The organism is Bacillus infantis, from assembly GCF_050107595.1.
GTDB classification, from domain to species: Bacteria; Bacillota; Bacilli; order Bacillales; family Cytobacillaceae; genus Bacillus_AB; species Bacillus_AB infantis_C.
In genome coordinates, this window is record NZ_JBNILH010000018.1 from 1 (window position 1) to 20,019 (window position 20,019).

Genomic DNA, 20,019 nt, shown 5'->3' on the forward strand with positions numbered 1-20,019 from the left:
TAAATAGTCTGGTGGCGATAGCGAGAAGGTCACACCCGTTCCCATACCGAACACGGAAGTTAAGCTTCTCAGCGCCGATGGTAGTTGGGGGCTCTCCCCCTGTGAGAGTAGGACGCTGCCGGGCGAAACGAAGTACAGTCTGCGGGACTGTTCTTTTTTTGCGTTTTTTTTATGAAAATGAGAAGGTTTTAATAAGAAAAAGGTTCTTGTGCAGAAATTAGTGGCCGGGACGGGCAGATGAGCAGGGTTTTTGATTGGAATAGTGGGAAGAACAGCTGCTTTGGGTTGCGAATTTCATCAATTGGCCCGATAATCTACCAACTTGGCGGTTTATTTAATCAATTGGCTGATTAATTTACCAACTTCGGCATTTATTCTACCATTTGCCCCAAAACACCCATAGCCTGCCGCTAGATTGCTGAAATAGCATACCGGATCAATATAGAAGTGTCTTTGATTAAAATAACGGTTAAAGCAGCTGCTTTAACCATAAATTTCATCAATTCACCCGATAATCTACCAACTTAGCGGCTTATTTAATCAATTGACCGATTAATTTACCAACCACCATTTATTTTACCATTTCCCCCAAAATACCATCCAGAGAGCCCAACTCCAAAGCAAGGGCACTAAAAGGCCACCCGCCGTCCAGCCAATCCGCAAAGGACGAATCACCCACTCTCCCCGTCACCAACATAACACGCACATCCCATACATCCCGTCCGCCTCTGCCCCACCAGCTGCAAATTATCCCGGCTACACGTTCTGCCTCTCTCCAAAATCAACTATCCCACCTATGACAAGCACCCAAAAGCCCATCATCTGAATACTCTATACAGCTGGAAGAATTTACTCTTGTTACGTTTGAGATATTTATTAAATGGGAAAATTAATAAGGCATCCATCTTGCAACTTTTTACATAATTCATTTATAATTAAAGTCAAATATAGTCAAAGTCAGGGAGGAGGAGGCCTGGTGAGGAATATATCCGACATAATCGAGAAATATCTGAAGGAAGTCTTGGAGCTTAGTGAACGGGAAAGTGTCGAGATCAAAAGGAGCGAAGTGGCTGATAAATTCCAATGTGTCCCCTCGCAGATCAATTACGTCATCAATACCCGATTTACAATCGAAAAAGGATATATTGTTGAAAGCAAGCGGGGCGGCGGAGGATATATCCGGATCATGAAGGTACAGTCCTATGATCATGCGGATTTGATTGACCAGCTGCTAATGCTCATCCAAAGCAGGATATCGCAGGGAAGCGCCGAGAGCGTCATCTTGCGCCTGGTTGAAGAGGAAGTCATCACACACCGTGAAGCTAAAATCATGCTCAGTGTAATCGACCGGTCGGTTTTATATATAGAGCTTCCGTTCCGCGATGAATTGCGATCAAGAATGCTGAGAGCAATGCTGACTTCGTTGAAGTATAAGTAAAGATTAAGCAGCTGGAGAGGTGAGTGCATGATTTGCCAAGAATGCAATCAGAGGCCGGCAACGCTGCATTTTACAAAAAGCATAAATGGAGAGAAGATCGAGTTCCATCTATGCGAGGTCTGCGCCAAGGAAAAAGGCGAAATGTTCATGATCAATAATCAGGCTTCCGGCTTTTCCCTTAACAGCCTGCTGGCGGGGCTGCTGAATATCGAGCCGGGTCTGCAGCAGCCGAAAAAAGAGCAAAGGCCGCAGGAGCATATTCTGCAGTGCAGCAAATGCCAGATGACTTTTAAGCAGTTCATTAAAATCGGACGTTTTGGATGTGCCCACTGCTATTCGGAATTCAAAGGGCAGCTTGACCCGATTCTGAAGCGCCTCCACAGCGGAAACTGGTCCCATAGAGGAAAGATACCGGCAAGAGCCGGCGGGAGCATTCAGCTCAGGAGAAAGATTGAGGACATGAGAAAAGAATTGAAGGAATTGATCCTGCAGGAAGAGTTTGAAAAAGCTGCCGAGCGCAGGGATGAGATACGGTCCCTTGAAAAGCAGCTGAGCAGCGGCAGGGAGGGGGACTGATATCGTGTCACTGGAACGTTTTATCAGCCAGGCGGTCAGTTCCTGGATGAGTGCGGAAGGCCCTGATTCTGATATTGTGCTAAGCTCCCGCATCCGTCTGGCAAGGAATATGAATGTATATAAATTTCCGACTCTATTTTCAAATGAGGAAGCACAAAGCATCATTGAAGATATCCGGAAGATTTCGGAAGAGAAGCCTTTCAAAGGGCTTGGCGGAATGGAGCTTTTAGAGATGGGAAGCCTCCAGCCCCTCCAGAAAAGAGTTCTGGTTGAAAAGCATCTGATCAGCCCCAATCTGGCTGAGCAGTCTCCTTACGGGGCTTGTCTCCTGTCAGAAAATGAAGAGGTCAGCATCATGGTCAACGAGGAAGACCATATCCGGATTCAATGCCTGTTTCCTGCATTCAGGCTGACCGAGGCACTTGAGATGGCCAATAAGCTGGATGACTGGCTGGAGGAGAACCTTGAATTTGCCTTTGATGAAGACTACGGGTATCTTACCAGCTGCCCGACCAATGTCGGAACAGGGCTCAGGGCTTCTGTCATGATGCATCTCCCAGGTCTGATGCTCACCCATCAGATGAACCGGATCATCCCGGCCATCAATCAGCTGGGGCTTGTGGTGAGAGGGACATATGGCGAAGGAAGCGAGGCGCTGGGCAATATTTTTCAAGTGTCCAATCAGATCACGCTCGGAAAGTCTGAGGAAGATATCGTAGAAGATCTGAAGAGTGTCGTGGGCCAGCTCATCGCCCAGGAAAGATATGCCCGGGAAGCATTAGCAAAGACTTCAAACATACAATTAGAAGACAGAGTGTACCGTTCCTATGGGATTCTCTCCAACAGCCGGATCATTGAATCAAAAGAAGCGGCAAAATGCTTATCTGATGTCCGGCTGGGTATAGATATGGGATACATCAAAGATATTTCAAAAAATATTTTAAATGAATTGATGATTCTTACACAGCCCGGTTTTCTGCAGCAATATGCCGGCGGGCCGCTCCGGCCTGAAGAACGTGATATTAGAAGGGCTGCACTTATACGTGAAAGATTGAAAATGGAAAAACAATAGTCGGGAGGATGAAAATATGATGTTCGGACGATTTACCGAAAGAGCTCAAAAAGTATTGGCATTAGCACAGGAGGAAGCCATTCGCTTAGGACACAGCAATATCGGCACAGAGCATATCCTGCTCGGCCTCGTCCGTGAAGGAGAGGGGATTGCCGCAAAGGCGCTGTATGCACTCGGGCTGGGCTCTGAAAAGATCCAAAAAGAGGTGGAGAACCTCATTGGCCGCGGCCAGGACTCCTCACAGACTCCCCACTATACACCAAGGGCCAAAAAGGTCATCGAGCTCTCAATGGATGAGGCAAGAAAACTGGGCCACTCATATGTCGGCACAGAGCATATTCTGCTCGGCCTAATCCGCGAGGGTGAGGGAGTTGCCGCAAGGGTGCTGAACAATCTGGGAGTAAGCTTGAATAAAGCAAGGCAGCAGGTGCTCCAGCTTCTGGGCAGCAATGATTCAGGAAGCCATCAGGGAGGATCGGCGGCAAGCGCCAATACACCTACCCTTGATAGTCTTGCAAGAGATCTGACGGCCATTGCCAGGGAAGGCAGCCTTGATCCGGTCATCGGCCGAAGCAAGGAAATTCAGCGCGTCATTGAGGTGCTGAGCCGCCGGACAAAGAATAATCCGGTTCTGATCGGAGAGCCTGGCGTCGGTAAGACAGCCATCGCTGAAGGCCTTGCACAGCAGATCATCAACAATGAAGTGCCGGAAATCCTCCGCGACAAACGGGTCATGACGCTTGATATGGGAACGGTTGTAGCCGGAACAAAATACAGGGGCGAATTTGAAGACCGCTTAAAGAAAGTGATGGATGAAATCCGCCAGGCAGGCAATATCATTCTCTTCATCGATGAGCTTCATACTTTGATCGGTGCAGGCGGAGCAGAAGGGGCAATTGATGCTTCCAATATCCTGAAGCCATCTCTTGCAAGGGGCGAGCTGCAGTGCATCGGCGCCACTACCCTGGATGAATACAGAAAATATATCGAAAAGGATGCTGCGCTCGAAAGGCGTTTCCAGCCGATTACGGTAGATGAACCGACAGCAGATGAGTCAGTCCAGATCCTTAAGGGGCTGCGCGACCGCTATGAAGCCCATCACAGAGTGTCCATTACAGACGAAGCCATCGAGGCTGCTGTTAAGCTTTCTGACCGTTATATCTCAGACCGGTTCCTCCCGGATAAAGCAATCGATCTGATTGATGAAGCAGGTTCAAAAGTACGCCTGCGTTCTTACACTACTCCTCCTAACCTCAAAGAGCTTGAAATGAAGCTTGAAGAAGTCAGGAAGGAAAAAGATGCTGCCGTCCAAAGCCAGGAGTTTGAGAAAGCTGCATCTCTCAGAGATTCTGAACAGCGCCTGCGCGAGCAGCTGGAGGAAACAAAGAAGAGCTGGAAAGAGAAGCAGGGGAAGGAAAACAGCGAAGTTACAGTGGATGATATTGCACATGTTGTGGCAAGCTGGACTGGGATTCCTGTGGCGAAGCTGGCCCAGACCGAAACAGCCAAGCTCCTGAACATGGAAGAAATTCTTCATTCCCGTGTCATTGGCCAGGAAGAAGCAGTCAAGGCGATCTCCAAAGCGGTCCGCCGTGCGCGTGCCGGACTAAAAGATCCTAAGCGTCCGATCGGCTCCTTTGTATTCCTCGGCCCTACCGGTGTCGGTAAGACCGAGCTTGCGCGTGCGCTAGCTGAAGCGATGTTCGGCGATGAAGATGCGATGATCCGCATTGATATGTCTGAATATATGGAGAAGCACTCAACTTCCCGCCTTGTTGGTTCACCTCCGGGATATGTAGGCTATGAGGAAGGCGGCCAGCTGACAGAAAAGGTCCGCAGAAAGCCATACTCAGTTGTCCTTCTGGATGAGATTGAGAAAGCACATCCGGATGTATTCAATATTCTCCTCCAGGTTCTTGAAGATGGACGCCTGACAGATTCTAAAGGCCGGACAGTCGACTTCCGCAACACAGTCCTGATCATGACATCCAATGTCGGGGCAGAAGCGCTGAAACGCAATAAATATGTCGGCTTTAACATCCAGGATGGAGAGCAGGACTATAAGGATATGAAAGGCAAGGTAATGGAAGAGCTTAAGAAGGCTTTCCGCCCTGAATTCCTTAACCGGATCGATGAAATCATCGTGTTCCATGCCCTTGAGAAAAAACATCTCAAGGAAATCGTTACACTGCTTTCCGACCAGCTGGTTAAACGCCTGCAGGAACAGGAAATCGTCCTTGGCCTGACAGATAAGGCAAAAGAGAAAATTTCCGAGGAAGGCTATGATCCTGAATATGGTGCAAGGCCGCTCCGCCGTGCGATCCAAAAGCATATCGAGGACCGCTTGTCAGAGGAGCTGCTGAAGGGCCAGGTGCTGACAGGGCAGAATGTCATCATCGATGTAGAAGATGGGGAATTTGTCGTGAAAACAGAAGAATCTCCTGAAACTGCAACAAACTTATCTAAATAAACGTCATATTATATAATGAAAAGGTACACGGTGCACAATGCGTGTACCTTTTTTCCATTCAAGGCATTTCGCTCTGCTTTTGAATAAAAATCAGCTATTTCCACTACTTTCCTTGGACAGGCATTTTTATATAAGCCGGGAAGTATAATATACTTTCCCTATAATGAAACTAATGGTGCACTTTTCACAATAGAAGAGAATGAGATAGAAAGGGAGAAACGGATGGCAAAAAGAAAGACTAAATTCATCTGCCAGGAATGCGGCTATGAGTCCGCCAAGTGGATGGGCAAATGTCCTGCCTGCGGGCAGTGGAATACAATGGTGGAGGAAACAGAGAAGCCTGCAGCTGCAGGAAGAAGGGGTGCCTTTGCCCATTCGGCAGGCGCAACGCTTGCTTCTAAAGCCACGCCAATTACATCAATTGAGACAGTTAATGAACCGCGGATTTATACAGACCTGAAGGAGCTCAACCGCGTTCTGGGCGGAGGGGTGGTAAGGGGCTCCCTTGTTCTGATCGGGGGCGATCCCGGAATCGGGAAGTCGACGCTTCTTCTGCAGGTATCTAACCAGCTGGCCCGGAAGGATCATTCTGTTCTTTATATTTCCGGTGAGGAATCCATGAGGCAGACAAAGCTCAGGGCTGACAGGCTTGGGGTTGTATCAGATAAGCTGCTCGTATATGCAGAAACGAATCTCGAGGAAATCAGCCGGACCATTGAAAATGAAAATCCCAGCTTTGTGATCATTGATTCAATCCAGACTGTTTTTCATCCGGATATCACCTCGGCCCCTGGAAGCGTCTCGCAGGTAAGGGAATGTACCGCGGAGCTGATGAGGATCGGAAAGACCAAAGGCATCGCGATCTTTATCGTGGGGCATGTCACGAAGGAAGGATCAATTGCCGGCCCGAGGCTGCTCGAGCATATGGTTGACACAGTCCTCTACTTCGAGGGTGAAAGGCATCATACGTACCGCATTCTCAGGGCTGTTAAGAACCGTTTCGGATCGACCAATGAAATGGGCATCTTTGAAATGAAGGAATTCGGCCTTGAAGAGGTGGAAAATCCATCGGAAATATTCCTTGAAGAGCGCTCCCAGGGGGCATCCGGATCGACAGTTGTTGCCTCCATGGAAGGGACGAGGCCGGTGCTGGTTGAAATCCAGGCGCTGATTTCTCCAACGAGCTTCGGGAATCCGCGGAGGATGGCCACAGGGATTGATCATAACCGAGTCCCGCTTTTAATGGCTGTGCTTGAGAAGCGTGTCGGAATGCTTCTGCAAAATCAGGATGCTTATTTGAAGGTGGCAGGCGGCGTTAAGCTGGATGAACCTGCGATAGACCTGGCGATTGCCGTCAGCATTGCGTCAAGCTTCAGGGATAAGCCGACACAGGCGTCGGACTGCATCATCGGAGAGGTTGGTTTGACCGGCGAGGTACGCCGCGTCTCCAGAATTGAACAGCGTGTCCAGGAAGCTGCTAAGCTTGGGTTTGAACGGATCATCCTTCCTGCTAAGAACCTTGGAGGCTGGGACTCTCCGCCGGGCGTGCAGCTAATCGGGGTTAATACAGTCAGCGAGGCCTTAAAAGCGGCATTAGGAGGATAAGATATGGACAATAAAAAGCTGGGCGAAAAGACCCGGAGCGACATTTTGAAATTTCTGGCACCGGGAACACCGATACGCGAAGGGATCGATAATGTCCTGCGTGCAAACACAGGCGGACTGATTGTACTGGGCTGCAATGAAAAGGTGAAGGCGATTGTAGATGGGGGCTTTCAGATTAATTGCCCTTTCACGCCAAGTTATCTGTATGAGCTGGCCAAAATGGATGGCGCCATCGTCCTGAATGAGACAGGCAGCAAGATTCTTATAGCCAATGCCCAGCTTGCCCCGAACCCGGGCATCCCTTCTTCGGAAACCGGGATGCGGCACCGGACGGCAGAGCGGGTGGCAAAGGAGACAGGGGCGCTTGTCGTTGCCATTTCACAGCGGCGGACAGTCATCACACTCTACCAGGGCCATTTCAGATATGCATTGAAAGACATCGCCGTCATTCTCGCAAAAGCCAACCAGGCAGTCCAGACGCTTGAGAAATACAAAGTGGTGCTGGAGCAGAGCATCGCAAGCCTCGGGATCCTTGAGTTTGAAGAGCTTGTGACCTACAGCGATGTTCTTCAGGTGCTGCACCGCTATGAGATGGTGCTGAAGATCAAGCAGGAACTGATGTCCTACCTGAGTGAGTTGGGTACAGAAGGCAGGCTGATCCGCCTGCAGATGAACGAGCTCTTGACTGACATGGAAAAGGAAACTTCTTTAATCATCAAAGACTATGCCTTTGATAAGGATGTCAGCACGAAGGAAGCCATCAGCAAAATGCAGGAGCTGGCAAGTGGTGAAACGATCGAGGACAGCATCCTCCTGAAGCTGATCGGCTATAACGGCTATGTCCACCTGGATGAAGGGATTTGTCCAAGAGGGTACCGGATGCTTAATAAAATCCCCCGGCTCCCGCCAATCATTATTGAAAATCTCATCACCAGATTTCAGGAGCTTCCTGAAATCACAGCAGCTTCAGTAGAGGATCTTGATGAGGTGGAAGGCATCGGTGAAGTCAGGGCAAGAAAAATCCGTGAGGGCCTCAAGCTGGTCAAAGAGCAGCTGTTTGCGGACCGTCAGCTTTAATTGCCCATTGAATTGGCCTATACAGTATGCTAAAATGGTGGTTTTATATTATTTGACACTCTGTTTGCACGGTGCTACGCTTAAGGTGTATCAGTATATAAAACCTCCGATATTATTATATTTAAATAATGTTACAAAAAACCAAATTAACATATTCTGCAGGTTTCAATTCAGGGAATTTGTTTATAATGATTAAAAGGAGGTGAAGGAATGTTAAAACGCATTGTACAGGCATGCTTTCTTATTACCGGGGGGACCCTTGGGATCTTTTTGATTCCGGACTTGCTCGGGCTAGTTGCTTTGGACGACATTCCTCTTTTAAATAATCCGTATGTGTCCGCTATTTTAGGTGCCATTATTTTTTATCTTATATCTTTTTGGGCAGTTGATTATGTAACCAATTTCGTGAGATGGGTAGAGGAATCATTGGTGAAAGCGCCTATAACAGATATTATTTTTGGCAGTGTGGGCCTTGCTTTCGGCCTGATAGTGGCATTTTTGATCGGCTTTGCGCTCAATGCAATCGAATTTCCGATTGTCAACACGGTCGCCCCGATCCTGCTGACGCTGATTTTTGGCTATCTTGGCTTCCAGGTGGGCTTCAAAAAGCGCGATGAGCTTCTGGGATTATTTACGAGCCGGAAAAAGAAATCCGGTGAAGAGGAAGCAGAGCCAGTTGAGAAAAACGCATTAAAGATTCTGGATACAAGTGTGATCATTGACGGCAGGATTGCGGATATCTGCCAGACGGGCTTCCTTGAAGGAACCATCGTCATTCCCCAGTTTGTCCTTGAGGAGCTTCAGCATATAGCTGATTCTTCAGATGTATTGAAAAGGAACAGGGGGAGGCGGGGTCTGGATATCCTGAACCGCATCCAGAAAGAGCTTTCCATCAAGGTCGAGATATATGAAGGGGACTTTGAGGAAATCCAGGAAGTGGACAGCAAGCTTGTGAAATTGGCAAAGCTGACGAACGGTGTTGTGGTGACAAATGACTTCAATCTTAACAAGGTATGCGAGCTGCAGAAGGTATCTGTGCTCAATATCAATGACTTGGCCAATGCGGTCAAGCCGGTAGTGCTGCCGGGGGAAGAGATGAAGGTGCAGGTCATCAAGGACGGGAAAGAGCATAATCAGGGTGTTGCCTACCTGGATGATGGCACAATGATTGTCGTAGAAGATGGCCGTGATTATATCGGCAAGCACATCGACGTTCTTGTCACCAGCGTGCTCCAGACCTCTGCGGGCCGCATGATATTTGCAAAGCCTAAGCTGCTTGAAAAAGCTTTATAAAAGAGAGTTGGGAGACTGTTTATGCCTTATCAGGTAATTATTCCTGCTGCAGGCCAGGGGAAGAGGATGGGTGCCGGCAAAAATAAGCTTTTGCTTGAGATCCGCGGTGTGCCGGTATTCATCCACACGCTCAGGGTGTTTGAAAGCGATCCGGATTGCACAGGCATCCTGCTTGCGGTCAATCCGTCCGAGAAAGCGGAGATTGAAGCGCTTCTTGCCTTATACAATATCAAAAAAGCCGCCGGGCTCATTCCCGGGGGATCCGAACGCCAATACAGCGTCTATAATGCGGTGAAGGAGCTGCAGGGCGATGGCATTGCCATGGTGCATGATGCGGCCCGCCCTTTCATTGACCGGCACTTGATCCGGGAGCTGACGGAGGCTGCGGATCAGGATGCTGGCGCAGTATTGGCTGTTCCGGTGAAGGATACTGTGAAAAAGGCTGTCGGCAATCAAATCCTGGAAACAGTTGAACGTTCAAGTCTGTGGGCAGTCCAAACCCCACAGGCTTTTCGTGTTTCCACCCTCCTGCACATCCACCAGAAAGCCGCTGAGGAAGATTACCTCGGCACCGATGATGCCAGCCTGGCTGAACGGCTCGGCATCCCTGTAAAAATCATTGAAGGAAATTATGATAATATCAAGCTCACTACTCCGGAGGATCTGTACTTTGCAGAAGCGATCATCCGGAAGCGTGAAGCTCAAGGGAAATAACATAAAGGGGAATATACTATGTTTCGAATTGGACAGGGCTTTGATGTACATCAATTAACCGAAGGAAGGCCGCTGATTATCGGCGGTATTGAAATTCCCTATGAAAAGGGGCTGCTGGGCCATTCTGATGCGGATGTGCTTCTTCATACCATTGCAGACGCATGCCTCGGGGCAATCGGGGAAGGCGATATCGGCAGGCATTTTCCGGATACAGATCCTGAGTTCAAGGATGCTGATTCAGCCAAGCTGCTGGAGCATGTATGGAAGATTGTAGATGAGAAAGGGTATAAGCTTGTGAATGCTGATTGCACCATCATTGCGCAAAAGCCGAAAATGGCGCCTTATATCGGTCAAATGAGAGAGCGGATTGCCAAGCTGCTGCAGGCAGATGCGGACCGCATCAATGTCAAGGCAACGACAACAGAAAAGCTCGGTTTTCCGGGCAGGGGCGAAGGGATTGCTTCACAGGCTGCCGTCCTGCTGCAGAAAAAGGACTGAGCCCGGAAAAATTAGCTTTATAAGGCAAAAACACGGTGTTAGAATATAGCAAAGAAGAAGGAAAATGACTACAATAGGAGGCTTATCCATGTCTAATGAAATCAGGGTCCGCTATGCACCAAGCCCAACCGGACATTTACATATAGGCAATGCCCGCACGGCGCTGTTCAACTATTTGTTTGCACGCTCAAAAGGCGGGAGATTCATCATCAGGATTGAGGATACCGACCTTAAGAGGAATATTGAAGGCGGAGAGGAAAGCCAGCTGAAATATCTGCAGTGGCTTGGCATTGACTGGGATGAAAGCATTGATAAGGATGGGGGATACGGCCCATACCGCCAGTCAGAACGTAATGATATCTACCAAAAGCTGTATCAGGAGCTGCTCGATAAAGAGCTTGCTTATAAATGCTATTGTACAGAGGAAGAGCTTGAAGCAGAGCGCGAAGAGCAGATGGCAAGGGGAGACAATCCTCAGTATTCCGGCAAATGCCGCCACCTGTCACAGGAGGACAGGGAAAAGCTTGAGGCTGAAGGCCGCAGGCCGAGCATCCGTTTCATCGTTCCAAAAGGGAAGGTCTATGCATTCAATGATATGGTAAAGGACGAGGTTTCCTTCGAATCAGACGGATTTGGCGATTTTGTCATCGTAAAGAAAGATGGAATCCCGACGTATAATTTTGCCGTTGCTGCAGATGACCATCTGATGAAGATTTCCCATGTGCTGCGCGGGGATGACCATATTTCAAATACACCGAAGCAGCTGATGATTTATGAGGCCTTTGGCTGGGAGCCCCCTGTTTTCGGACATATGACGCTCATCGTCAACGAAAGCCGCAAGAAGCTCAGCAAGCGGGATGAATCTATCATCCAGTTCATCGAGCAGTACGAGGAGCTGGGCTATCTTCCGGAAGCATTGTTCAACTTTATCGCCCTGCTTGGCTGGTCGCCTGCAGGAGAAGAAGAGATCTTCACGAAGGAAGAGCTGATCAATATCTTCGAGGCGGACCGGCTTTCAAAATCGCCGGCGCTGTTTGATAAGCAAAAGCTGACATGGATGAATAACCAATACATCAAGCAGGAAGAACTCGACAGGCTAGTCGAAATTTCACTTCCTCATCTTATCAATGCTGGAAAAGTCAGTGAAAAACTGACAAGCGCGGATGAAGAGTGGGTGCGCGGGCTTATTTCCCTTTATCAGGACCAAATGAGCTATGGTGCTGAAATCGTGGACCTTTCCGGTATCTTCTTCACAGAGGAAGTCAGCTATGATGAAGAAGCGAAAGAAGTTCTGAGCGAAGAGCAGGTGCCGGAAGTGCTCTCTGCCTTCCTCGGCGAAATCAGCTCCCTGGAAGACTTCACGGCGGAGGAAATCAAGGCAGCGCTGAAGGCAGTCCAGAAAGGCACAGGCCATAAAGGCAAGAAGCTTTTCATGCCTGTACGTGCAGCCATCACAGGACAGACGCATGGACCGGATCTTCCTAAGGCCATCGCTCTTTTAGGAAAAGACAAGGTAAAAAATCGTTTGGCAAGCATTAATGATTAACATCTTGGCAAAAATGTAATATAGTAAGAGTAATTCAAATTTAATGATCCAAAAGTGTTGAAGAGGAAGAGTAGAAAAATGACGCTTCAATAGCCTTGCCCGCGCATTAAGGGTTAGGCTGAAAGAGAGAACCATCACCGGCTGAAAGTGGTTCAGGCCCCTCATTTTTTGAAGTGCCCCTCTGAGCCCCATTTCGAAATCCAGAGTAGACTTGGGCGGATTCCCTTCCGTTAACAGGGCAAAGTTGAGGCTCTTTTACATGTGCCTAAACAGAGTGGAACCGCGCTTGCAGCGTCTCTGTCATTATGACAGGGGCGCTTTTTTGTTGTTATGATCAAAAGCTTGCCGGGCTTAGAGTAAACTGCTTAAGGCCTGCTCCAGCGCCCGGACCCTCGTATATTAGCCGCTCCGGAAAGGATTTCCCGGAAGGATGCTGGCCGTCTGGAGAAAAATTTCAACCGTCAGATATGCAAAAACAGGGAGGGGAGAACAAATGTTCCGAAGGCTTAAAGAGGATATAGAGGTGGTTTTTGACCAGGACCCTGCAGCCAGGAGCTATATTGAAGTCATACTTACGTATTCCGGAGTCCATGCCATCTGGGCACATAGGCTGGCACATGCCCTGTTCAAAAGGAAATTCTATTTTTGGGCCCGGGTTGTTTCCCAGATCAGCCGATTTTTTACGGGTATCGAGATCCATCCTGGCGCAAAAATCGGCCGGCGTTTCTTCATTGACCACGGAATGGGCGTAGTGATCGGCGAGACATGCGAAATCGGTGATAATGTGACAGTGTTCCAGGGGGTCACCCTCGGCGGGACCGGCAAGGAAAAAGGTAAGCGCCACCCGACAATCAAAGATAATGCCCTGATAGCCACCGGTGCGAAGGTTTTGGGATCCATCACCATCGGAGAGAACTCGAAGGTGGGAGCGGGTTCGGTCGTCCTAAGGGATGTTCCCCCCAATTCAACGGTAGTGGGTATTCCGGGCAAGGTTGTCATCAAAGATGGCGTGAAGCTCAAGAAGGATCTCAACCACAGCGATCTGCCTGATCCAGTGAGCGACAGGCTGGTTGAGATGGAAAAGAAGCTTCAGGAGATGCAGGTTGAACTGGAGGATTTGAGAAGAGAAAGGAGCCTTAAATAATGGCTATTGCTATTTATAATACAATGTCCAGGCAGAAGGAAGAGTTTATTCCCCTTGAAGAAGGGAAAGTCAAAATGTATGTATGCGGACCGACCGTATATAACTATATCCATATAGGAAATGCCCGTCCGCCGATCGTTTTTGATACGGTAAGAAGATACCTGGAGTTCAGGGGCTATGATGTACAGTATATCTCCAATTTTACAGATGTGGATGATAAGCTGATCAGAGCTGCCAAGGAGCTTGGGGAGGATGTTCCATCCATTGCCGAGCGTTTTATCGATGCTTACTTTGAGGATGTTTCAGCGCTTGGGTGCAAACGGGCGGATGTGCACCCGCGCGTTACTGAGAGCATGGATCTCATCATTCAGTTCATCGAGGCCTTGATTGAAAAAGGATTTGCCTATGAATCAAATGGTGATGTGTATTTCCACACCAGAAGATTCGATGAATACGGCAAGCTGTCACAGCAATCCATTGATGAGCTCCGTGTCGGCGCCAGGATTGCTGTAGGGGAGAAAAAGCAGGATGCCCTTGACTTTGCACTCTGGAAAACGGCGAAAGAAGGGGAAATATCCTGGGAAAGCCCGTGGGGCAAAGGACGTCCGGGCTGGCATATCGAGTGCTCTGCCATGGCGAGGAAATATCTTGGCGACACAATTGATATCCATGCCGGCGGCCAGGATCTCTCGTTCCCGCACCACGAAAATGAAATCGCCCAGTCCGAAGCGCTGACAGGCAAGACATTTGCGCGCTATTGGATGCATAATGGGTATATTAATATCAATAATGAAAAGATGTCCAAGTCGCTTGGCAATTTTGTCCTTGTGCATGACATCATCAAAAAGCATGATCCGCAGGTATTGAGATTCTTCATGCTTTCTGTCCATTACCGTCACCCGATCAATTACAGCGATGAGCTGCTTGAAAATACACGCAGCGGGCTGGAAAGAATCACAACTTCTTATCAGAACCTTGCACACCGGAAGGAAGCAAGCGCCGAGCTGACAGATAACAACAGCGAATGGCTGAAGAAGATTGAAGCTCTCCATGGTGAATTCATCAAGGAAATGGATGATGACTTCAATACTGCGAATGGGATCTCCGTGCTGTTCGAGCTTTCCAGGCAGGCGAATTATTATCTGCTCGAAAAGAATACGAGCATCGAAGTAATTGATGCCTTTATGAAAGAATTTGAAGTTCTGTTCGATGTTCTCGGACTGTCGCTTGGCGGCGAAGAGCTGCTGGATGATGAGATCGATGCGCTGATTGAGAAGCGCAATCAGGCGAGGAAAGAACGGAACTTCCAGCTTTCTGACCAGATCCGCGACCAGCTGAAGGAAATGAACATCATTCTGGAAGATACGGCCCAGGGCACAAGATGGAAAAGAGGCTGACGTCATGCTTCGCTACGAAAATAAGATCAATGAAAAGCAGCTGAACAGCCTCGCGCTTGCCTATATGGGCGATGCTGTATTTGAGCAGTATGTACGGAATCACTTGATCCAGAAGGGAACCGTGAGGCCGAACTTCCTTCATAAAGAGGCGACGGCTTATGTATCCGCCAAGGCGCAGTCCTATGTAATCCATAAATTCCTTGAAGCGGACTTTCTGGATGAAGAGGAAGCTGCTGTTGTCAGGAGGGGGCGGAACGCCAAGTCCGGAACCATCCCGAAGAATACTGATGTGCAGACATACCGGTACAGCACTGCATTTGAAGCGCTGATTGGCTATCTATATTTATCTGGAGCGGAGGAGCGGCTGGAGGAAATCATCTCTGCCGCCTTCCTTCACGCCGAAGAAAGGAAAGGGGGGCAAGGAAAGTGAGCCAGGATTTTATTATTGGGAAAAATCCCGTGTTGGAAGCCTTGAGGGCTGAGCGGGATATCAACAAGATTTTTATAGCGGAAGGATCCCAGGGCGGGCAAATGCAGCAGGTTATCGGCCTTGCCAAAACAAACGGGGTGCTTGTGCAATTTGTGCCGAAGAAGAAGCTTGACCAGATGGCAGAAGGAATTCACCAGGGCGTCGTGGCAGCGGTCGCGGCCTATGAGTACGCCGAGGTGGATGATCTCTTCGCGGCAGCGGAGAAAAAGAATGAAACTCCGTTCTTCCTTCTGCTGGATGAGATTGAAGACCCCCATAATCTGGGTTCCATCATGAGGACGGCCGATGCTGTCGGCGCCCATGGCATCATCATTCCGAAAAGAAGGGCAGTGGGGCTGACCGCCACCGTGGCGAAGGCATCGACCGGCGCAATCGAGCATATCCCCGTCGCAAGAGTGACCAATTTGGCCAGGACGATTGATGAGCTGAAGGAAAAAGGTGTCTGGATCGCCGGAACGGATGCAAAGGGAAGCGAGGATTACCGCCGTTTTGATGGAACAATGCCGCTGGGCCTTGTGATCGGCAGTGAAGGGAAGGGGATGGGCCGCCTGATCCGCGACAAGTGCGATTTTCTGATCCATTTGCCGATGGCCGGACATGTAACATCCCTGAACGCTTCTGTTGCAGCAGCACTTTTAATGTATGAGGTATACCGCAAACGCCATCCGCTAGAGGGATAAAAGATGGACATCCTTATAGTGGACGGCTATAACATCATTGGCGCCTGGCCTGATCTCAGGGAACTGAAGAACAAGGATCTCGGTGCAGCAAGGGACAAGCTTGTAGAAAAGATGGCGGAATTCCAGGGATACTCAGGATACCGTGTCATCATCGTCTTTGATGCCCATTATGTCAAAGGGACAGAGAAAAAGTTCAAGAACTATAAAGTCGAGGTTGTCTTTACAAAAGAAAATGAGTCTGCAGATGAACGGATTGAAAAGCTCGCCATCAGCCTGAACAATATCAAGACCCAAATCCATGTCGCTACGTCCGACTATACCGAGCAATGGGCCATCTTCGGACAGGGCGCCCTGCGCATATCCGCGCGGGAGCTCTTGATCGAGATGGAAAGCACGGAAAAAAGGATCGAAAAAAAGGTAAAGAAAATTCAGGAAAAAAAGCCGGTTTCAAAGATCCCGCTCACAGATGAAGTGGCAGAAATTTTTGAAAAATGGCGCAGAGGACAGAAATGAGCGGTTGACGCTCAAATTTTTCCTGCTGTATAATAATTCCTATCCAGTGGTTTGTGCGGTCAGGGGGATCTGTGTGAGTACCGATTTCAAGGCGATGACTAACGAAGAGGAAAAGAATTATCTTCAGCTCGAAGATGAAGAGATAATTGAATTGGTTCACAAGGGCGAGAGCGAGGCTTTGGATTATCTAATCCAAAAGTACCGGAATTTCGTGCGTGCCAAGGCAAGGTCCTATTTCCTGATAGGCGCTGATAAAGAAGACATCGTCCAGGAAGGCATGATCGGCCTCTATAAGGCCATCAGGGACTTCAAAGAAGACAAGCTGTCTTCCTTCAAGGCGTTTGCCGAGCTGTGCATTACCAGGCAGATCATAACAGCAATCAAAACCGCCACCCGGCAGAAGCATATACCGCTCAATTCCTATGTTTCGCTTGATAAGCCGATTTATGACGAAGAATCGGACCGGACGCTGATGGATGTGATATCCGGCGCCAAGGTGATGGACCCGGAAGAGCTGATCATCAACCAGGAGGAATTCGACAACATCGAAGTGAAAATGTCCGAGCTCCTGAGCGATCTGGAAAGGAAAGTTCTTGCCCTCTATCTTGACGGGCAGTCCTATCAGGAAATCTCCGAGGAGCTGAACCGGCATGTGAAGTCGATCGACAACGCCCTGCAGCGGGTCAAAAGGAAGCTGGAGAGATATCTTGAAGTCCGTGAATTTTCATTGTAAAGGCAATTACTACAAATAGATCCTTATTTCCTATGATTCTGACTCTTATTGACATGATAGGGGTGCCATGTTAAAGTTTGTAAGGAAACAGACAAGCAATAAGAAGGTGCCGATATGAGGAAAAAAGTTGTACTGGCTTGTGCAGAATGCGGGTCCCGCAACTATTCGACCATGAGCAATAAAGAATCAGAGCGTATGGAATTAAAAAAGTTCTGTGATACATGCAAGGCTCATACTGTCCACCGGGAAACAAAATAGCAATAGCACTCATTCATAGATCAGCAAGCAACCCTTGAAAGTTGGAGGTTACGAACCGTGAATTTTTTCCGTGATATTGGACGCGAAATGAGAAAGGTCAGCTGGCCAAAGCGCAAGGAGCTCACCAGCTATACGATAACAGTCCTTGTGACAGTAACGTTCTTCGCCCTTTTCTTCGCCGTTCTTGACTTAGGTATTTCTGAATTGATTCGTTTAATTCTTGAATAACTCCTGTAATCTCATGGTATAATGGAGAATAACACAGGAAACTTCTGCAAAGCCCGGAAACGGGTTTTTTCATTTGCTTAAAAAAAGACAGGCATCCGCGCCTGTTTTGGCCTAGGAAGAGCGGAACTCTTTAAGGGAGCCGGAGGAGGAAACTTTATCCGGCCGTGTTCGCAGGTATATTGGAAACCTACAGAGGGAAGTTTGATTTTATTTAGACAGGGAGGGAAGGACGAACAGTCCTCTTGAATGGAAAAAAACTGGTATGTAGTCCATACTTATTCAGGTTATGAAAACAAAGTAAAAGCCAACCTGGAAAAACGGGTGGAAACAATGGCGATGCAAGATAAGATTTTCCGCGTGATTGTGCCTGAAGAAGAAGAAACAGATATTAAGAACGGCAAGAAAAAAGTTGTGAAGCGAAAGGTATTCCCAGGATATGTGCTTGTCGAGATCGTCATGACGGACGATTCCTGGTATGTTGTCCGGAATACGCCGGGCGTTACAGGATTCGTCGGTTCGGCAGGGTCGGGCTCAAAGCCGACGCCATTGCTTCCTGAGGAAGTAAATGTTATTCTTAAGCGCATGGGCGTTGATGAAAAGCGTGTGGACATCGACTTTGAAATTGGCGAAACCGTCAAGGTGAACGAAGGTCCTTTTGCGAACTTCACGGGCTCTATCGAAGAGATCGATAAAGACAAGGCGAAGATCAAAGTTTTGGTTAATATGTTCGGGCGGGAAACTCCGGTCGAGCTCGATTTTACACAAATTGAAAAATTATAGCCTGAAAAACTTGAAATCTGCTTTTAAAAATGTTACTATTTCATAGGTCAGTATGTCTCGGACAACGAGGCTGGACAAATTGCTATGTTCTTTATTTTTAATATAAAGACTACAAGTTGAGTGGGAGGGAAATTCCCTATTACCACATCACGGACTTTAAGGAGGTGTGTCTCGTGGCTAAAAAAGTTATCAAGGTAGTTAAATTGCAAATCCCTGCTGGTAAAGCAAATCCAGCGCCGCCAGTTGGTCCTGCATTGGGTCAAGCCGGTGTTAACATCATGGGATTCTGTAAAGAGTTTAATGCTCGTACAGCTGAACAGGCTGGACTGATCATCCCTGTTGAAATCTCGGTTTTTGAAGACCGTTCATTTACATTTATTACGAAAACTCCTCCTGCTGCCGTTCTTCTTAAGAAAGCGGCTGGAATCGAGTCTGGTTCTGGTGAACCAAACCGTAATAAAGTAGCAACAGTTAAGCGTGATAAAGTACGCGAGATTGCTGAGACTAAAATGCCTGACTTAAATGCTGCTAGCGTTGAATCCGCTATGCGCATGGTAGAAGGTACTGCACGCAGCATGGGTATCGTCATCGAAGACTAATCCATGCTCGAAGATTAGGTTCTAATGGGGTTGCGGCTGAATTGGATTCACTCGCAACCTTTGTTCTGTAAAGCCCGGGCGCCCGGCCTTTTCGAGGGAGGGCGCCCCTGCTTTTGGGACGTGGGAGGTTATTCCGCTAAAACCACAATTCAAGGAGGAAATAATAATGGCTAAAAAAGGTAAGAAGTATTTAGAAGCTGCTAAGCTTGTAGATCGTTCTAAAGCTTACCCAGTCGCTGAAGCGATTGAGCTTGCTAAGAAAACAAACTATGCGAAATTCGATGCAACTGTTGAAGTGGCTTTCCGTCTTGGGGTTGACCCTAAGAAAGCTGACCAGCAAATCCGCGGAGCAGTCGTGCTTCCAAACGGAACTGGTAAAACTCAGCGTGTATTAGTATTCGCTAAAGGTGAAAAAGCGAAGGAAGCTGAAGCTGCCGGAGCTGACTACGTAGGCGATTCCGAGTACATCAACAAAATCAGCCAAGGCTGGTTCGAATTTGATGTAATCGTTGCTACTCCAGACATGATGGGTGAAGTTGGTAAGCTTGGACGTACATTAGGTCCTAAAGGCTTAATGCCAAACCCTAAAACTGGAACAGTTACTTTTGATGTAGAAAAAGCAGTAAACGAAATCAAAGCTGGTAAAGTTGAGTACCGTCTGGACAAAGCTGGAATCATCCACGTTCCAATCGGAAAAACTTCATTCGAAGATGGGAAGCTTGCTGAAAACTTCAACACTATCTACGATACTATGCTGAAGGTTAAGCCTGCTGCAGCAAAAGGAACTTACGTAAAATCTGTAACTGTAACAACAACTATGGGCCCTGGCGTCAAAGTTGATCCTTCTACAGCTGCAGTAAAATAATACCAATTGACAACAGCTTGATTATTTCATATAATCTAAACTG

At 48.1% G+C, this 20,019-nt stretch carries 21 protein-coding genes and 1 rRNA gene; all 22 read left to right on the forward strand.

The annotated features are described in order from the left end of the window. The first annotated feature begins 7 nt into the window (after positions 1–7). Positions 8–124: ribosomal RNA gene (gene rrf / locus ACQCVH_RS24310) — 5S ribosomal RNA — on the forward strand. An 849-nt stretch (positions 125–973) separates the two neighbouring features. Then, complete coding sequence (locus ACQCVH_RS24315) at positions 974–1,438, forward strand: CtsR family transcriptional regulator (RefSeq protein ID WP_426838271.1); 465 nt, start codon at positions 974–976, stop codon at positions 1,436–1,438. A 27-nt stretch (positions 1,439–1,465) separates the two neighbouring features. Next, positions 1,466–2,014 carry a protein-arginine kinase activator protein McsA gene (gene mcsA, locus ACQCVH_RS24320; RefSeq protein WP_257989217.1) on the forward strand — a complete coding sequence of 183 codons (549 nt, stop codon included), beginning with the start codon at positions 1,466–1,468 and terminating at the stop codon, positions 2,012–2,014. A gap of 4 nt (positions 2,015–2,018) precedes the next feature. Beyond that, positions 2,019–3,086 (forward strand): protein-arginine kinase McsB, encoded by a 1,068-nt coding sequence (gene mcsB / locus ACQCVH_RS24325; RefSeq protein ID WP_426838230.1) that lies wholly within the window; start codon positions 2,019–2,021, stop codon positions 3,084–3,086. A 16-nt stretch (positions 3,087–3,102) separates the two neighbouring features. Continuing rightward, complete coding sequence (gene clpC, locus ACQCVH_RS24330; protein WP_148976990.1) at positions 3,103–5,556, forward strand: ATP-dependent protease ATP-binding subunit ClpC; 2,454 nt, start codon at positions 3,103–3,105, stop codon at positions 5,554–5,556. A 222-nt stretch (positions 5,557–5,778) separates the two neighbouring features. After that, entirely contained in the window at positions 5,779–7,161 is a 1,383-nt protein-coding gene (gene radA, locus ACQCVH_RS24335; protein ID WP_426838232.1) for a DNA repair protein RadA, read from the forward strand. A gap of 3 nt (positions 7,162–7,164) precedes the next feature. Then, the gene (gene disA / locus ACQCVH_RS24340) at positions 7,165–8,238 is read left to right on the forward strand and encodes a DNA integrity scanning diadenylate cyclase DisA (RefSeq protein WP_426838234.1); all 1,074 of its coding nucleotides are present in this window, start codon (positions 7,165–7,167) and stop codon (positions 8,236–8,238) included. Positions 8,239–8,448: 210 nt separating this feature from the next. Beyond that, positions 8,449–9,531: a PIN/TRAM domain-containing protein gene (locus ACQCVH_RS24345; RefSeq protein WP_009791540.1), complete on the forward strand. Its 1,083-nt coding sequence runs from the start codon at positions 8,449–8,451 to the stop codon at positions 9,529–9,531. Positions 9,532–9,552: 21 nt separating this feature from the next. Continuing rightward, positions 9,553–10,245 carry a 2-C-methyl-D-erythritol 4-phosphate cytidylyltransferase gene (gene ispD, locus ACQCVH_RS24350; protein ID WP_426838236.1) on the forward strand — a complete coding sequence of 231 codons (693 nt, stop codon included), beginning with the start codon at positions 9,553–9,555 and terminating at the stop codon, positions 10,243–10,245. Positions 10,246–10,263: 18 nt separating this feature from the next. Next, on the forward strand, positions 10,264–10,743 hold the full coding sequence (gene ispF / locus ACQCVH_RS24355) for a 2-C-methyl-D-erythritol 2,4-cyclodiphosphate synthase (protein WP_426838238.1): 480 nt from the start codon (positions 10,264–10,266) through the stop codon (positions 10,741–10,743). 88 nt (positions 10,744–10,831) lie between these two features. Then, a complete protein-coding gene (gene gltX, locus ACQCVH_RS24360; protein WP_426838240.1) occupies positions 10,832–12,289 on the forward strand; it encodes a glutamate--tRNA ligase in 1,458 nt (485 codons plus the stop codon). Positions 12,290–12,782: 493 nt separating this feature from the next. Then, positions 12,783–13,433, forward strand: a complete 651-nt coding sequence (cysE, locus tag ACQCVH_RS24365; RefSeq protein ID WP_009791545.1) for a serine O-acetyltransferase — start codon at positions 12,783–12,785, stop codon at positions 13,431–13,433. After that, positions 13,433–14,830, forward strand: a complete 1,398-nt coding sequence (gene cysS, locus ACQCVH_RS24370) for a cysteine--tRNA ligase (protein WP_426838242.1) — start codon at positions 13,433–13,435, stop codon at positions 14,828–14,830. Before cysE ends, cysS begins: the two co-directional genes overlap by 1 nt. A 4-nt stretch (positions 14,831–14,834) precedes the next feature. Beyond that, complete coding sequence (locus ACQCVH_RS24375; RefSeq protein WP_224905996.1) at positions 14,835–15,260, forward strand: Mini-ribonuclease 3; 426 nt, start codon at positions 14,835–14,837, stop codon at positions 15,258–15,260. Then, complete coding sequence (gene rlmB, locus ACQCVH_RS24380; protein WP_224905998.1) at positions 15,257–16,000, forward strand: 23S rRNA (guanosine(2251)-2'-O)-methyltransferase RlmB; 744 nt, start codon at positions 15,257–15,259, stop codon at positions 15,998–16,000. The genes ACQCVH_RS24375 and rlmB overlap by 4 nt, the downstream gene beginning before the upstream one ends. A 3-nt stretch (positions 16,001–16,003) precedes the next feature. Then, on the forward strand, positions 16,004–16,513 hold the full coding sequence (locus tag ACQCVH_RS24385) for an NYN domain-containing protein (RefSeq protein ID WP_009791549.1): 510 nt from the start codon (positions 16,004–16,006) through the stop codon (positions 16,511–16,513). Between the two features lie 94 nt (positions 16,514–16,607). After that, positions 16,608–17,246 (forward strand): RNA polymerase sporulation sigma factor SigH, encoded by a 639-nt coding sequence (sigH, locus tag ACQCVH_RS24390; RefSeq protein WP_426838272.1) that lies wholly within the window; start codon positions 16,608–16,610, stop codon positions 17,244–17,246. Between the two features lie 114 nt (positions 17,247–17,360). Beyond that, positions 17,361–17,504 carry a 50S ribosomal protein L33 gene (gene rpmG, locus ACQCVH_RS24395; RefSeq protein ID WP_009791551.1) on the forward strand — a complete coding sequence of 48 codons (144 nt, stop codon included), beginning with the start codon at positions 17,361–17,363 and terminating at the stop codon, positions 17,502–17,504. A gap of 57 nt (positions 17,505–17,561) precedes the next feature. After that, positions 17,562–17,732, forward strand: a complete 171-nt coding sequence (gene secE / locus ACQCVH_RS24400; protein ID WP_009791552.1) for a preprotein translocase subunit SecE — start codon at positions 17,562–17,564, stop codon at positions 17,730–17,732. Positions 17,733–17,978: 246 nt separating this feature from the next. Beyond that, positions 17,979–18,512, forward strand: coding sequence for a transcription termination/antitermination protein NusG (gene nusG, locus ACQCVH_RS24405; protein ID WP_009791553.1), 534 nt, complete (start codon positions 17,979–17,981; stop codon positions 18,510–18,512). Between the two features lie 173 nt (positions 18,513–18,685). Then, positions 18,686–19,111: a 50S ribosomal protein L11 gene (rplK, locus tag ACQCVH_RS24410; RefSeq protein WP_141195060.1), complete on the forward strand. Its 426-nt coding sequence runs from the start codon at positions 18,686–18,688 to the stop codon at positions 19,109–19,111. A 166-nt stretch (positions 19,112–19,277) separates the two neighbouring features. After that, positions 19,278–19,976 (forward strand): 50S ribosomal protein L1, encoded by a 699-nt coding sequence (gene rplA / locus ACQCVH_RS24415; RefSeq protein WP_148976997.1) that lies wholly within the window; start codon positions 19,278–19,280, stop codon positions 19,974–19,976. Positions 19,977–20,019: the final 43 nt, after the last annotated feature.